At 71.9% G+C, this 13,632-nt stretch carries 14 protein-coding genes; 8 read left to right on the forward strand and 6 right to left on the reverse strand.

The genetic code is table 11. The features are described from left to right. Positions 1 to 183: 183 nt before the first annotated feature. Positions 184 to 2,349 carry a glycoside hydrolase family 15 protein gene (locus C2L58_RS05470; protein ID WP_103336372.1) on the forward strand — a complete coding sequence of 722 codons (2,166 nt, stop codon included), beginning with the start codon at positions 184 to 186 and terminating at the stop codon, positions 2,347 to 2,349. A gap of 71 nt (positions 2,350 to 2,420) precedes the next feature. Here the strand turns inward: C2L58_RS05470 and C2L58_RS05475 are convergent, their stop codons facing one another. After that, entirely contained in the window at positions 2,421 to 2,999 is a 579-nt protein-coding gene (locus C2L58_RS05475; RefSeq protein ID WP_103336374.1) for a peptide deformylase, read from the reverse strand. A 155-nt stretch (positions 3,000 to 3,154) separates the two neighbouring features. Here C2L58_RS05475 and C2L58_RS05480 point away from each other — a divergent pair, with 155 nt between their 5' ends. Together C2L58_RS05480 and C2L58_RS05485 are read left to right on the forward strand one after the other, a co-directional pair. Further along, on the forward strand, positions 3,155 to 3,463 hold the full coding sequence (locus tag C2L58_RS05480) for a DUF3263 domain-containing protein (RefSeq protein ID WP_013230291.1): 309 nt from the start codon (positions 3,155 to 3,157) through the stop codon (positions 3,461 to 3,463). Next, complete coding sequence (locus tag C2L58_RS05485) at positions 3,460 to 4,107, forward strand: LytR C-terminal domain-containing protein (protein ID WP_233225565.1); 648 nt, start codon at positions 3,460 to 3,462, stop codon at positions 4,105 to 4,107. Before C2L58_RS05480 ends, C2L58_RS05485 begins: the two co-directional genes overlap by 4 nt. Before the next feature lie 40 nt (positions 4,108 to 4,147). Here the strand turns inward: C2L58_RS05485 and C2L58_RS05490 are convergent, their stop codons facing one another. The 3 genes from C2L58_RS05490 to C2L58_RS05500 all read right to left on the reverse strand — a co-directional run bounded on the left by C2L58_RS05490 (position 4,148) and on the right by C2L58_RS05500 (position 8,385). Further along, positions 4,148 to 6,415: an AAA family ATPase gene (locus C2L58_RS05490; protein ID WP_103336479.1), complete on the reverse strand. Its 2,268-nt coding sequence runs from the start codon at positions 6,413 to 6,415 to the stop codon at positions 4,148 to 4,150. A 284-nt stretch (positions 6,416 to 6,699) separates the two neighbouring features. Further along, the gene (gene pssA / locus C2L58_RS05495) at positions 6,700 to 7,656 is read right to left on the reverse strand and encodes a CDP-diacylglycerol--serine O-phosphatidyltransferase (protein ID WP_103336375.1); all 957 of its coding nucleotides are present in this window, start codon (positions 7,654 to 7,656) and stop codon (positions 6,700 to 6,702) included. 3 nt (positions 7,657 to 7,659) lie between these two features. After that, positions 7,660 to 8,385 (reverse strand): phosphatidylserine decarboxylase, encoded by a 726-nt coding sequence (locus tag C2L58_RS05500; RefSeq protein WP_103336377.1) that lies wholly within the window; start codon positions 8,383 to 8,385, stop codon positions 7,660 to 7,662. Positions 8,386 to 8,633: 248 nt separating this feature from the next. Here C2L58_RS05500 and C2L58_RS05505 point away from each other — a divergent pair, with 248 nt between their 5' ends. Next, entirely contained in the window at positions 8,634 to 8,861 is a 228-nt protein-coding gene (locus C2L58_RS05505; RefSeq protein WP_103336378.1) for a hypothetical protein, read from the forward strand. A gap of 52 nt (positions 8,862 to 8,913) precedes the next feature. Here the strand turns inward: C2L58_RS05505 and C2L58_RS05510 are convergent, their stop codons facing one another. Beyond that, entirely contained in the window at positions 8,914 to 9,204 is a 291-nt protein-coding gene (locus C2L58_RS05510; protein WP_103336380.1) for a GlsB/YeaQ/YmgE family stress response membrane protein, read from the reverse strand. A 72-nt stretch (positions 9,205 to 9,276) separates the two neighbouring features. On the opposite strand from C2L58_RS05510, the gene C2L58_RS05515 reads away from it, so the two are divergent. Beyond that, a complete protein-coding gene (locus tag C2L58_RS05515; RefSeq protein WP_103336381.1) occupies positions 9,277 to 9,837 on the forward strand; it encodes an ArsR/SmtB family transcription factor in 561 nt (186 codons plus the stop codon). Beyond that, positions 9,834 to 11,087, forward strand: a complete 1,254-nt coding sequence (locus C2L58_RS05520) for an MFS transporter (protein WP_103336383.1) — start codon at positions 9,834 to 9,836, stop codon at positions 11,085 to 11,087. The genes C2L58_RS05515 and C2L58_RS05520 overlap by 4 nt, the downstream gene beginning before the upstream one ends. Here C2L58_RS05520 and moeA read toward each other — a convergent pair. Further along, a complete protein-coding gene (moeA, locus tag C2L58_RS05525) occupies positions 11,041 to 12,234 on the reverse strand; it encodes a molybdopterin molybdotransferase MoeA (RefSeq protein WP_103336385.1) in 1,194 nt (397 codons plus the stop codon). The two genes, C2L58_RS05520 and moeA, sit on opposite strands and share 47 nt — an antisense overlap. A 74-nt stretch (positions 12,235 to 12,308) precedes the next feature. Between moeA and C2L58_RS05530 the strand changes: the two genes are divergently transcribed. Continuing rightward, complete coding sequence (locus C2L58_RS05530; RefSeq protein WP_013230282.1) at positions 12,309 to 12,986, forward strand: TIGR00266 family protein; 678 nt, start codon at positions 12,309 to 12,311, stop codon at positions 12,984 to 12,986. Further along, positions 12,986 to 13,609 (forward strand): AIM24 family protein, encoded by a 624-nt coding sequence (locus C2L58_RS05535; protein ID WP_103336386.1) that lies wholly within the window; start codon positions 12,986 to 12,988, stop codon positions 13,607 to 13,609. The genes C2L58_RS05530 and C2L58_RS05535 overlap by 1 nt, the downstream gene beginning before the upstream one ends. The last annotated feature ends 23 nt before the right edge of the window (positions 13,610 to 13,632 follow it).

The raw sequence follows: 13,632 nt of genomic DNA on the forward strand, positions 1-13,632 counted from the left end.
TGCAGGTACTACAATCTTGCGCCCGGTTCGGCCGGAAGTCCGTTCGCTGCTGGTGAACCGGCCCGGTGGACCAGTGACGGTCAGTGGTTCACCGGATCAGCCCATGCATCGGGCAGAAATCGGCGGCAGACTGCCAGGCGCCTTTCTGTAACGGTGCAGAGGCGACTTTTCTGTGGGGTTGATATGCGCAAACTCATCTTCGGCGCCCTCGCCGGGCTGCTGGTCACCGGCCTGATCCCGGCGACCGCGGCGGCGCAGGGGGAGGCTCCCGGTGCCCCCGGGACCCATCCCAGCTGGCTACCCGCGAACAAGACCGGCTTCGGGACCGCGCACGACCGGTCCAGCAACGTCTGGTTCACCCTCCAGGGCGGACAGCTGTCCGAGGTCTACTACCCGGACCTGTCGACGCCCAGCGTCCGCTCGATGGACTTCGTCGTCACGGACGGCCGCAGCTTCGCCGTCACCGACTACTCGGCGAAGTCGCAGCAGGTGCGGCGGACCGACGACGACAGCCTGACGTACGAGCAGACCATCACCGACGACCAGCACCGCTGGCGCCTCCGCAAGACCTACGTGACCGACCCGGCTGCCACGACTGTGCTGGTGGACGTCGACTTCCAGTCGCTCACCGGCCGGCCCTACCAGCTCTACGCGGTCGCCGATCCGGACCTCACCAACGACGGCTCCGACGACTCGGCCGCCCGCGCACGTGACGCCGTCACCGCGCAGGACGCCACGAACGCCGCCGCGCTCACCGCGCAGCCGGCGTTCACCACGACCAGCGTCGGCTACGCGGGCGTCTCCGACGGGAACACCCAGCTCGCCAAGACCTTCAAGCTCGACCGGTACGACACCGCGACCAAGGGCAACGTCGTGCTGACCGGCCGGACGAACGCCGACGGCGTCCGCAACCGGCACGTCACCGTCGCCCTCGGCATGGGTGCGAAGGCCGTCGACGCGCTCAAGAGCGCGCAGGCCTCGCAGCGGCGCGGCTTCCGCGACATCGCGCGTGCCTACGACCGCGGCTGGCAGCAGTACCTGCGCGGGGTCGCCAAGCCGCCGTCGTCGCTGAAGAGCGGCGCCGAGCGCGACCTCTACAAGGCGTCGATGCTGACGCTCGCCGCCAGCGAGGACAAGCACCACCCCGGTGCCTTCATCGCGTCGCCGAGCATGCCGTGGCGGTTCGGGAACAACGACCCGGAGTGGTCGCCGTCGGGCACCTACCACCTGGTCTGGCCGCGTGACCTCTACCAGATCGCGACCGGGCTGGCCGCGGGCGGCGACACGGCCGCCGCGAACCGCGCGGTGAGCTACATGTTCGGCACGCAGCAGCAGGCCGACGGGCACCTGCCGCAGAACAGCCGCGTCGACGGCGTGCCGTACTGGACGTCGATCCAGCTCGACGAGAGCGCGTTCCCGATCGTGCTGGCCCAGCAGCTCGGCCGGAACGACCTGTGGCCCGGCGTCCGCAAGGCCGCCGACTTCATCCTCGGCTACCGGGGTCCGAACGGGCAGGCCTCGCCGTACACCCAGCAGGAGCGCTGGGAGGAGCAGGACGGCTGGTCCCCGTCGACCATCGCCTCGGTGATCGCCGGGCTCGTCTGCGCCGCGGACATCGCTTCGCACAACGGCGCGGCCGCCGACGCCGCGCGCTACCTCGCCGCGGCCGACAAGATGAAGGCCGACCTGCCGAAGCAGACGATCACCACGAACGGGCCGCTGTCGAAGGACCCGTACTTCGTCCGGCTCACCAAGGACGCCGACGCCAACGCCGGGACGACGTACAACCTCGGGAACTCGAGCGTGACGATGGACCAGCGCGCGGTCACCGACGCGGGCTTCCTCGACCTGGTCCGGCTCGGCGTCTACCGGGCCGACGACCCGGTGATCCGCAACAGCGTGCGCGTCACCGACAAGGACATCGCCTTCACCACGCCGACCGGCCAGTTCTGGCACCGGTACACGAAGGACGGCTACGGCGAGCAGGCCGACGGCTCGCCGTGGGACTACACGTTCCCGGCGGAGAGCCGCACGACGTTCGGCCGGTTGTGGCCGCTGCTCGCCGGGGAGCGCGGGGAGTACGAGCTGACGCTCGGCGACAGCGCCTCGGCCGCGCGGCGGCTGCGTGACCTCGGCCGGGTGAGCAGCTCGGCGGAGACCATGCCGGAGCAGGTGTGGGACGAGAACCCGCCGTCCGGGCAGACCGGCTTCCCGACCGGCACGCCGAACACGTCGGCGACCCCGCTGGCCTGGACGCACGCCCAGTACGTCCGGCTCGCCTGGGACGTCAAGGCGGGCTCGGTGCTGGAGACGCCTCGGGTGGTCCGCTGCCACTTCCTCGGCTGCTGAGGTCTGCCGCGGCTTGTCGTGAGTGGTAAGGCGGGTTCTAACCCGCCTTACCACTCACGACGGCGAGCCGGTCAGATGACGGCGCCGTCGTCCTCGGGGGTCCGCGGTGGCAGCCAGGAGTTGCCGGGGACGCCCCACTTGTTGGACTTCAGCATCTTCTTCGCGGCGCGCGCGTGCCGCCCGACCAGGCGGTCGAGGTAGATGTACCCGTCCAGGTGATCGGTCTCGTGCTGCAGGCAGCGCGCGAAGTAGCCGGTGCCCTCGACCTCGATCGGGTTGCCCTCGACGTCGGAGCCGGTCACCTTCGCCCAGCTGGCCCGGCCCGTCGGGTACGACTCGCCGGGCGCCGAGAGGCAGCCCTCCCAGTCGTCGTCCGGGTCCGGCATGGTCTCCGGGATCTCCGACGTCTCCAGCTTCGGGTTGACCACGACGCCCTTGTGCCGCACGCCTTCGTCGTCCGGGCAGTCGTAGACGAACACCCGCAGATCGAGGCCGATCTGGTTGGCCGCGAGGCCGACTCCCTCGGCGGCGTACATCGTCTCGAACATGTCGTCCACGAGCGTGCGCAGCTTCTCGTCGAACTCGGTGATCTCCCGAGTCGGCTGGTGCAGCACGGGTTCGCCGGCGATAACGATGGGGTGGATGGTCACGGCGAGCCAGTTTAGTCGGACCCCTCTGGTAGACCTGCATCAGACCGTGACGCGCCGACGTCGATGCCCACGTCGGCGGCTGCTTCCGTGGTTGAATGGCGCCCGCGGAAGAGCTGGATCTGATTCGCCATGACGCCCGATTGAGAGGGACTCGGATGGACGCCGCGGAGTCGATGGCTGAGCCGCAGCCGTCGCCGCCGAAGCCCGTGCCCGGCCTGACCGAACGCGAGGTCGAGATCCTCGCCTTCGAGCGCCAATGGTGGCGGCACGCCGGGGCGAAGGAGAACGCCATCCGCGAACGCTTCGACTTGTCTGCGACGCGCTACTACCAGCTGCTCAACAAGCTGCTGGAGAAGCCGGAGGCGATCGAAGCCGACCCGATGCTGGTGAAGCGGCTGCGCAAGACCCGCGCCGCCCGCCAGCGCAAGCGAGGCGCCCGGCGACTGGGGATCGAGCTGCAATGAGTGTGTTTTCGGGAATGTCCCGGCCGATGAAGGCCGCGGGTGTCGCGCTGATCGGCGTGGCGTTCATCGCCGCCGTCATCGGCGGGATCACCGCGCTGGGCGGGGGCGACGGGTCGAACGAAGCCGGGCCGAGCGGCACGTCGACGCAGCCGGGCACCTCCGGCGGGCCGTCGTCGGCGGCGCCGTCGTCGACGTCGTCTTCGTCTTCGGCGACACCGCCGTCGAACTCGACGAGCTCTTCGTCGCCCACACCGCCGTCGCCGAGCTCGCCGCCGCCCGGCCAGGCGACGTCGGCCGCCCCCGGCGGCCCCGGTCAGCCGGGTGGTGACCAGCAGGCGTCCAACAAGTGGGTGACCGTCCGGGTGTTCAACAACTCGACGATCAAGGGCCTGGCGGACCGGGCGGCGGAGGACTTCCGCGGCGGCGGCTGGAACGTCAACGAGGTCAGCAACTACTCCCAGGGCATCATCCCGACGACGACGGCGTTCTACCGCCCGGGCACCGACGAGGAAGCCGCGGCCAAGCAGCTCGCGCAGGAGTTCGGCATCAAGGCCGAGCCGCGCTTCGAAGGCATCCAGAGCGCGAGCCCCGGGGTGATCGTCATCGTGACGAAGGAATACCAGTCGGGCCACAAGGGCAGCTGAGTTCCGCCAAGAGGCGGCCGTCGCCGACGGCCGCCTCTTTTCATTCCCCGGACTGCGTCTTCGCGTACGCCTCGAGGGTGGCCAGCTGGGCCGGGTCGAGGCTCGGCCGGACCTTCTTCCGGGCCGCCTCCAGGTGCGCCGCGGTGACTTCGCGGGCCTCCAGCGACTCGCGCATCGCCGTCAACGCCGCTTCGCGGATCAGCGCCGCGCAGTCGGCCGCCGAGTAACCGTCCAGAGTGGACGCCACCGCGGCGAGGTCGACGTCGCCGGCCAGCGGGGTGTTCTTCGAGCTGGCCGCGAGGATCGCCGCGCGGGCTTCGGCGTCCGGCGGCGGCACGTAGACGCGGCGCTCGAGCCGTCCGGGCCGCAGCAGCGCCGGGTCGACCAGTTCCGGCCGGTTCGTCGCGCCCAGCACGACGACCTCGCGCATCGGCTCGACGCCGTCGAGCTCGGTGAGCAGGGCGGCGACCACGCGGTCGGCGACCCCCGAGTCGGACGACTGGCCGCGGCGCGGGGCCAGCGCGTCGATCTCGTCCAGGAAGATCAGCGCGGGCGCGGCCTCCGCGGCCCGGCGGAACAGCTCGCGCACCGCGCGTTCGGACTCGCCGACCCACTTGTCCATCAGCTCGGCGCCCTTGACCGCGAAGACGTTCAGCGCGCCGGTGCCGGCCAGCGCCCGCACGAGGAACGTCTTGCCGCCGCCGGGCGGCCCGTAGAGCAGCACCCCGCGCGGCGGCTCGACGCCGAGCCGGGCGAACGAGTCCGGGTACCGCAGCGGCCAGAGCACGGCCTCGGTGAGGGACTGCTTGACGTCGACCATGTTGCCGACGTCGTCCAGGGTCAGGCCGCCGGTGGCCAGGGTGTCCGAAGTGGACATCGAGACCGGCCGGACGGTGGCCAGCGCGTCGAGCAGGTCCTGCTGCGAGATGCGCGGCTCGTCGGTGTCGCGCTGGCGCAGCGCCGCCCGCAGCGCGGCGTCCCGGCGCAGCGCGATCAGGTCGGCGGCGACGAAGCCGGGCGTCCGCTCGGCGAGGACGCCGCAGTCGATGCCGGTGTCGAGCGGGACGTCGCGGAGCAGGACGTTCAGCAGCTCACGGCGGGTTTTGGCGTCCGGGAGGGCGAGGCCGAGCTCGCGGTCCAGCAGGTCGGCGGCGCGCAGCCGCGGGTCGGCCGATTCCGCGCGGGCCGTCGTCGCGACCACGGCGAAGCGCTCGCGCCGCAAGGCTGTGCGCAGTTCTTCCAGCACGACGGTGGCGACCGGCGGCGGGGTCGTCGCGGGCAGCAGCGCGTCGACGTCGGTGAGCAGGAGGACCGAGGGGCCTTCGGCGGCGCGGACGGCCTCGCGCAGGCGTGCCACGGCGACGTTCGGGTCCAGCACGGCGAGGTTGGGTGCGGCCAGCGGGATCACGCGGATGCCGGCTTCGTTCGCGACCGACCGCACGAGCGTCGCCTTGCCGACGCCTTCGGGGCCGGACAGCAGGACGCCCAGGTGGGCGGGCGCGCCCAGCCGGGCCAGCAGCTCGGGCCGGTGGAAGGCCAGGTCGAACCACTCGTCCAGCTTGCGCGCGGCGGCCTCGGCGCCGATCAGGTCGGCCAGCGGGACGACGGGCTCTTCTTCCGCGGCGGCGGCCTCCTCCTCGACGACCTCGGCGTCGATCCACTCCTCGGCCGCGGTGACGGCGGAGGTGCGGACCAGCGCGGTCGCCGTCCGGGGCGCGGCCGGTTCGGCGGTGCCCGGCCGGGCGCCGTCCCGCCAGGTGACCACTGTGGACGGTCCCACCGCGACGGGACCGCCCGGCTCGGTCGCGGTCACGGTGAGCAGCTCGTTCGTCCAGGTCGCGCCGATCGCGCGTGACAGCTGGCCGCGCAGGCCGGCCGGGTCCGACCCCGGCGACGGCGCGAGGTCCTGCGGCAGCAGCGAAACGGCGTCCCCGACGGTGAGCACCTTGCCGATCAGCGCGAGCCGCAGCATGTGCGGGCTGACCGAAACGCTGGCCAGCCGCGACCCGGCGACGGTCACCGTCTTCGCCGCGGCGACGTCGGCCGGCGCGACGACGATCTCCGAGCCCTCGGTGACGCCCAGGTTCGACATGGTGACGTCGTCGGTGAGGACGACCCCGGGCACATCGGCCTCGTCGGTCGGCGCGGCGAGGGCGGCGCTGACCCGGGCCCCGGTGAGGTGCACGGCGTCCCAGGCCCGCAGGCCGAGCGCGTCGAGGACTTCAGGATGAAGCCGGACAACGCCGCGGCGCGTGTCCAGCGCGGACGGCGTGTGCCGGACGGTCAGCGTGATCTGCGGGTGGCTCACGCCGTTCACCCTAGCGATCCACCGCTCTCCCCGGGGCTCCCGGACGGGCCACCCCGTGTCGACCCCCCAATCACGTGAGTCGACCCCTCAATCACGGGTGATGTCCGCCGGATCACGTATCCGGAGGGTCGGCTCGCGTACCTGGACGGTCGGCTCGCGTGCCTGGAGAGTCGGCTCGCGTGCCTGGAGAGTCGGCTCGCGTGCCTGGAGGGTCGGCTCGCGTGATTAGGGAGTCGACACGCGTGATTGGCGGGTCGACACGCGTGATTGGGGGGTCGACACGGCTACTTGCGGCGGAGGCCGATCTGGCGCCAGGAGCGGCGGCGCTGGCCGTTGCCGTTTTCCGAGGTGACGCGGGGGGTGCGGACCGTCTCGCCGGTGCGGGGGAGGCGGACCGCGCGCATTGCCGCGCCCGCGACCCGGCGGCGCAGCGGGCGGCGCAGGCCGAGGCGGCGGGGGGACCGGGCGCGGCGGATCGCGCGGCGCTCGCTCGGCGGGACCGTCCAGGCCTCCGGGTGCGCCGCCAGCCAGCGGTGCCGGTAGATCGAGTACGGGATGTGCGCCAGGTACAGCACCATCGCCGCGAGCAGCGCGACCAGCGGGAACTGGATGATCGCCGCCGCCAGGAGGGCGACGCCGAGCAGGAGCGGCGCGATCGCCTTCGGGGGTGCCTTGACCGTCTTCAGCGACAGCGTCGGGATGCGGCTGATCAGCAGGGCCGCGATGGCGACCGTCCACGCCCACACGACGTACTGCGACGACCACCACCCCTCGCCCCACTGCAGGTACGCCACCAGCGGCAGCATCCCCAGCAGGCCGCCCGCGGGCGCCGGGACGCCGACGAAGAACTCGCTCGCGTACGGGGGCTGCTCGGTGTCGTCGAGCAGCGTGTTGAAGCGCGCCAGCCGCAGGATCATGCAGACGGCGAAGATCAGCGACGCCACCCAGCCGATCCGGTCGGCGCCGGTCTGCCACACGTAGATCACCAGCGCCGGGGCGACGCCGAACGAGATGCCGTCGGACAGCGAGTCCAGCTCCGCGCCCATCTTCGACGTCGCGTCCAGGAGCCGCGCGATCCGGCCGTCCAGGCTGTCGAGCACCGCCGCGATGCCGATCGAGGCGATCGCCATCGCGTAGTTCTTGGTCAGCGCGAACTGCACGGCCGACAGGCCCGCGCACAGCGCCAGCACGGTGATGGCGTTCGGCAGCAGCCGGACGCCCGGGGTGGTCACGCGGACCATCGATCAGCCTTTCGCAGGCGCGGCAGGGAGTTCGGCGATGACCGTCTCGCCGCCGACCGTGCGCTGGCCCTTGCTGACCAGCACCGTCGAGCCCGGCGGGAGGTACAGGTCGACCCGCGAGCCGAACCGGATGATGCCGTACGTCGAAGCGGCATCGACCTTGTCGCCCTCGCGGATCTCGCAGAGGATGCGGCGCGCGACCAGGCCGGCGATCTGCACGACGACGAGCTCGTGGCCGTCTTCGGTGCGCATGAGCACGGAGTTGCGTTCGTTGTCGTCGCTCGCCTTGTCCAGGTCCGCGGACAGGAACTTGCCGGGCCGGTAGGCGACCCGCTCGATCACGCCGTTCGCCGGCACGCGCTGGACGTGCACGTCGAACACCGAGAGGAACACCGACACGCGCATCCGCGGCTCGGCGGGCAGGCCGAGCTCGGCCGGCGGGACGGCTTCCTCGATCAGCGACACGAGCCCGTCGGCCGAGGCGAGCGCGACGCCGTCACGAGGCGGCGGGACCCGCTTCGGCTCGCGGAAGAACGCGGCCATGGCCACCGTCGTCAGTGCGCCCAGGACGCCGAGGCGCTTGGAGAACCGGCGCGCGAGCAGGGTCGCGGCGACGCCGCCCGCCACGAACGGGCGACCGGCGGGGTGCATCGGCGGCAGCGTCTCGCGGGCGAGCTGGAGGGCGTGGGCGACGGGGTTGCCGGCGGAATCCGGCCGGGTGCCGCTCATGGTCGGGTCCCCTGATTTCGTCTCGGAAGATCGGATGGGCGCCGGGGTCCGGCAGCCGCGTACGGGCGCCCCCACGCTACCGCTGCCCCAGGTGAGCGTGTCCGCGCGCCCCTGCCGGACTCCTCCGGGAGGGGGTCACCGCGGCGGGTGGGAATGATCGCTCCGTCGTAACGGAAGGTCGATTTCACCGATAACGCTAAGTAGTTGCCGCCGTTCGGGGCGCTGCCCCGCCTGACCTGTGAGGACCGATGAGCGACCGCCGCGATCCCGCCGAAGCCCGGCTTCGCGAGCTCTTGGGTGCGTGGCGCCGAGAGATCGACGAGGTGCCCGTGCCTTCGCTCGTCGACCCGGTGCACGCGGCCGCGGTCGTCATCGAAGCGAGGAAGGCGCAGAAGGCGAGAAAGGCGAAGGAAGGGGGCCGGGTGCATCCGCCCCCCGACGGCGCACGCACCCGGCCGCCCGGAGATGCGTGTTAGGAAGCAGTCTAGCGGCCGGCGGCCCCGTTGATCACCATTCGTCCGGCAAAAGTTACCAACGGTCACTCGGACGCCGGGCCAGGCTGCTTGCGAGCCGCAGGATCGCCAGCAGCACGACGGCCCCGAGGATGGCCACGCCGAAGCTGGGGAAGTCGAAGCCGAAGTCGAACGTCCTCGTCTGGCGGGTCGCGAGCCGGTAGACCAGCCCGCCCAGGGCTGCGCCGACGACTCCGACGAGCACGCTGACCAGGCAACCTTGCCGGCGCCGTTCCCGCCCGCCGACGACCAGGTTCGCGACCCAGCCGACGATCGCGCCGAAGATCACCCATGCGACGAAACCCATGGCCGAAGCTTACGGGAGCAGACGTACAAGCGCCATTGCGCAAGAGCTGTTGTACAACTACTCTTGTGCTTCATGAGCGAGGACATCCGGGAAATCCGGGATTCGAAGGTGCTGGCCGCCATGTCGCACCAGCTGCGGCGCCGGCTCCTGGAACTGCTCCACCTCGACGGCCCGGCGACGGCGTCGATGCTGGCCGCGAAAACCGGCCAGGCGGTCGGCAACGTTAGCCACCACATGAAGGTCCTGGCCGCCGCGAAGCTGGTCGAGGTGGCCCCGGAACTGGCCCGTGACCAGCGGGAACGCTGGTGGAGGCGCAGTGCGAAGGTACTGCGGTGGGCCGCGGGCGACTTCCCCGGCGACCCGGTCGCCGAAGCCGCCGAGGTCCTCGTGCTCGACCACCAGACGGCGGTCGCCCGCGACTGGATCGCGAACCGCGAGACCTACCCCGAGGAGTGGCGCGGTGCGCCCTTCAGCATCGACACGTGGGTCCGGCTGTCCAAGGACGAGCTCGACGAGCTGAACGAGCGGATCTTCCTCCTGATCAGCGAGTTCGAGAACCGCACCGAACCCGGTGACGGCGTCGAGCGCCGCCCGGTCTTCTTCGCCGCCCGAGCGTCGCTGGGCCAGCCGTGAAGGGGCTCTGGGGGAACAGGGACTTCCGGCTGCTCTGGACCGGCGAGACCACCAGCATGCTCGGCAGCATGGTCGCGAGCACGGCGTTGCCGCTGGTCGCGGTGGTCACGCTGCAGGCGAGCACCTTCCAGGTCGCGCTGCTGACGGCGGCGGCCTGGCTGCCGTGGCTGGTGATCGGCCTGCCGGCCGGTGCCTGGGTCGACCGGCTGCCGAAGCGGCCGGTGATGCTGGTCTGCAACACGGCCTCGATGGCCATCTTCGGCAGCGTCCCGCTCGCGGCGGCCGCCGGGGTGCTGGCCATGCCCTACCTGCTGGGCGCCGCCCTGCTCGGCGGGGTCGCGAAGGTCTTCTTCACCCTCGCCTACCGCGCTTACCTCCCGGTTCTCGTCGGTGACGGCGAACTGCTCGAAGGCAACGCGAAGCTGCAGGGCAGCGAGTCCGCGACCCAGGTCGCCGGGCCCGGCCTGGCCGGGCTGCTGGCCCAGGCGTTCGGCCCGGTCAGCGGCATCCTGGCCGACGCGGTCAGCTTCGGCGTCTCGGTCCTGTGCGTCCGGGCGATCCGGGCACGCGAAGTCCTCGTCCCGGCCGAACGCTCGCCGCTGCGCAGCCAGATCGCCGAGGGACTCCGGTTCGTCGTGCGCGACCGGTACCTGCGGTCGCTGATGACCTTCGGCGCCGTCTCGAACCTCGCGCTCACCGGCTACAGCGCCATCCAGATCGTGTTCCTGTCCCGGACACTGGGCGCCGCGCCCGGTCTCGTGGGCCTGGCCCTGGCGCTGGGCGCGTCCGGCGGGGTGCTCGGCGCGGCCGTGGCCGGCCGGCTCGCCGCGCGCTTCGGTGCCGTGCGCGCGTGGCTGCTGTGCGAGGCCTTCGCGGCACCGATGCTGGTGCTCGGGCCGCTGAGCGGACCCGGCTGGGGCCTGACGCCGTTCGTGCTCGCGCTGTTCGGCGTGTGCGCGGGCGTGGTCGCCGGCAACGTCCTGGTCACCACGTTCCGGCAGCAGTACTGCCCGCCCGAGCTGATCAGCCGGGTCAACTCCAGCATGTCGATCGTCAACTACGGGTCGATCCCGCTGGCCGGTGTCCTCGGCGGCGTGCTGGGCGAGGCGATCGGTCTCCGCGAGACGCTTTGGGTCGCCGCGGGAGTTTCGATCCTCGCGTTGCCGCTGCTCGCGCCCTACCGGAAGCTGCGGGACTTCCCGGTCAGAGCAGCAGGACGTCCACCTCTTCCCCAACCGCTGCCGTCGTGACGTCTTCGGGCAGCACGATCAGGCAGTTGGCCTGCGTGAACGCGGCCAGCAGGTGCGAGCCGGGGCCGCCGCGTGGTCCGACGACCCCGGTGACCTCCCGGTCGGACGGCGTGAACACGCCCCGGCGGTACTGGCGGCGCCCGGCCGGCGAGCTCATCGCCTCGGTCAGCCGGGCGCGCACCCGCCGCCGCGAGACGTCGGTGTGGCCCAGCGCCGCCAGGATCGCCGGGCGCAGGAACGCCTCGAACGACACCAGCACGCTCACCGGGTTGCCGGGCAGCGCCACCACGGGCACGCCGTGCCAGCGCCCGCTGCCCTGCGGCCCGCCGGGCTGCATCGCGATCTTCGCGAACTCGACGCCCTGGCCGGTCAGTGCGTCCTTCACCACTTCATACGCGCCCGCGCTGACGCCACCGGAGGTGACCAGCAGGTCGGCTCCGGCCAGCTTCGGCTCGATGACCTTCCGGAACTCCTCGACGTCGTCGACGACGCTGCGGACGACCTCCACCTCGCAGCCGAGGTCGCGGATCGCCGCGGCGAGCATCACGCTGTTGGACTCGTAGATCTGGCCGTGGCGCAGCGGGGCGGGCGCGTCGATCAGCTCGGTGCCGGTCGAGGCCACCAGCACCCTCAGCGGCCGGTGCACCTTCACCTCGGCGAGGCCGACCGCGGCCGCGAGACCCAGCTGGGAGTGGCCCAGCACGGTTCCCGCGTGCAGGGCGACGTCGCCGGCGACGACGTCCTCGCCGATGTGCCGGATGTGCGCGCCTTCGCGGGCGGCGGCCGAGAACGTCACCGTTTCGGTGCCGCCGTAGGAGTCCTCGACCATCACGACGGCGTCCGCGCCGGGCGGCAGCGGGGCGCCGGTCATGATCCGGTGCGCGGTGCCGGGTTCCAGGGGCCGGACGTCGACCCGGCCCGCCGGGATGTCGTCGGCGACCGGCAAGGTCACCGGAGCCGTTTCGACATCGGCGGCGCGGACCGCGTAGCCGTCCATCGCGGAGTTGTCGAAGGGCGGCAGCGAGACGCCGGCGCGCACGTCCTCGGCCAGGACGAGCCCGGCCGCGGCGGCGAGGGGCAGGGTGGTCGCGGAGGCCGTGCCGAGGAGCCCGGCAACGCGGTCGCGGTAGTCGTCGACGGAGATCACCGGACCATCCTCCACCCCAGGAGGGGGCGTGCAAGACTCTGCGTCGTTCGAGAGCACGCCTCAGGGGAGCACGCATGCAGGTCGGAATCCGTCAACAGCCTTCGTTCGCCGTCGCCCGGCTGATGCTGGCGCCCGGCGAGCCGTGCCAGGTCGAGTCCGGCGCGATGATGGCCACCAGCTACGGCGTGCAGGTGCAGTCGCAGGCGCAGGGCGGGATCATGAAGGGCCTCGGCCGCGCGTTCCTCTCCGGCGAGTCCTTCTTCATCTCCACCTTCACCGCCCCGCCGAACGGCGGCTGGGTCGACGTCGCCGCCAACCTGCCCGGCGACATCCAGGTGATCACCCTCGACGGCCGCACCGGCTGGGCCGTCACCCGCGGCTGCTGGCTCGCCTCGTCGCACGGCGTGCAGACCGAGACCAAGTGGGGCGGGATGAAGAACCTGATGGGCGGCGAGGGCGGGTTTTTGACGCACGCCACCGGACAGGGCCAGCTGCTCGTCAGCTGCTACGGCGCGGTCGAGACCATCACGCTCCAGCAGGGCGAGATGGTGACCATCGACACCGGGCACGTCGTCGCGTACGCCGACACCGTGCAGTACCAGATCCGCAAGGTCGCGCAGGGCATCATCCAGTCGATGAAGAGCGGCGAAGGCCTGGTGTTCGACTTCGTCGGTCCCGGCCAGATCATGACGCAGACGCGCAACCCGTCCGCGCTGGTCGGCTGGATCGTCTCCCACGTCCCGTCACGCTGATGCGCGTCCAGACCCGGCACACGCCCGCGTTCGGCGTCGCCCGCGTTCTGCTCGAACCGGGCGAGGCCGTGCGGGCCGCGCCGGAAACCTTGCTCGCCAGCCGGTTCGGGGTCACCGAGACGCCGGCGGGCCGCGGTGGCGTCCGCGCGGGCAAGAGCACGACGGTCCTCTACACCGCGCCGTCCGACGGCGGCTGGATCGACTTCGCGCCGCTGCGCCCCGGCGACGTCTACCCGCTCGACGTGAGCGGTGGCACGGGCTGGTCGGTCCACCGCGAAGCGGTGCTGGTGCGACCTTCGTCGGTTCGTCACGACACCGGGTGGGTGCCGCTGCAGCAGCTTTTCGGCGCCGATTCGGGATTCCTCGAGCACTACAGCGGGACCGGGCCGCTCGTGCTGGCCGCGCCCGGCCCGGTGGATGCGTTCGAGCTCGGCCAGGGCGAGCTGGTCACGGTCCGGCCCGACTACCTGCTGGCCTACCCGGACTCCGTCCAGTGCCGGTTGCGGGCCCTCGATCCGGGCGGCTCGCAGTCGCTGCGCACCGGCGAAGGGCTCGCGATCGACTTCGCGGGTCCCGGGACGGTGCTCGTGCACGCGCGGAACCGGCGCCTTTCGGGTTCGTGATCTTCGGACGAATTGCCCATTGC

This window comes from Amycolatopsis sp. CA-126428 (assembly GCF_002904335.1).
GTDB lineage: Bacteria > Actinomycetota > Actinomycetes > Mycobacteriales > Pseudonocardiaceae > Amycolatopsis.

Bases quoted from the DNA above. Each gene is read 5' to 3' on its own strand.
- C2L58_RS05510 (WP_103336380.1), bottom strand. From the start codon at position 9,204: ATGGGTTTCGTCGCATGGGTGATCTTCGGCGCGATCGTCGGCTGGGTC.
- C2L58_RS05505 (WP_103336378.1), top strand. From the start codon at position 8,634: ATGAGCGACCGCCGCGATCCCGCCGAAGCCCGGCTTCGCGAGCTCTTG.
- C2L58_RS05480 (WP_013230291.1), top strand. From the start codon at position 3,155: ATGGACGCCGCGGAGTCGATGGCTGAGCCGCAGCCGTCGCCGCCGAAG.
- C2L58_RS05470 (WP_103336372.1), top strand. From the start codon at position 184: ATGCGCAAACTCATCTTCGGCGCCCTCGCCGGGCTGCTGGTCACCGGC.
- C2L58_RS05500 (WP_103336377.1), bottom strand. From the start codon at position 8,385: ATGAGCGGCACCCGGCCGGATTCCGCCGGCAACCCCGTCGCCCACGCC.
- C2L58_RS05515 (WP_103336381.1), top strand. From the start codon at position 9,277: ATGAGCGAGGACATCCGGGAAATCCGGGATTCGAAGGTGCTGGCCGCC.
- pssA (WP_103336375.1), bottom strand. From the start codon at position 7,656: ATGGTCCGCGTGACCACCCCGGGCGTCCGGCTGCTGCCGAACGCCATC.
- C2L58_RS05535 (WP_103336386.1), top strand. From the start codon at position 12,986: ATGCGCGTCCAGACCCGGCACACGCCCGCGTTCGGCGTCGCCCGCGTT.
- C2L58_RS05485 (WP_233225565.1), top strand. From the start codon at position 3,460: ATGAGTGTGTTTTCGGGAATGTCCCGGCCGATGAAGGCCGCGGGTGTC.
- C2L58_RS05530 (WP_013230282.1), top strand. From the start codon at position 12,309: ATGCAGGTCGGAATCCGTCAACAGCCTTCGTTCGCCGTCGCCCGGCTG.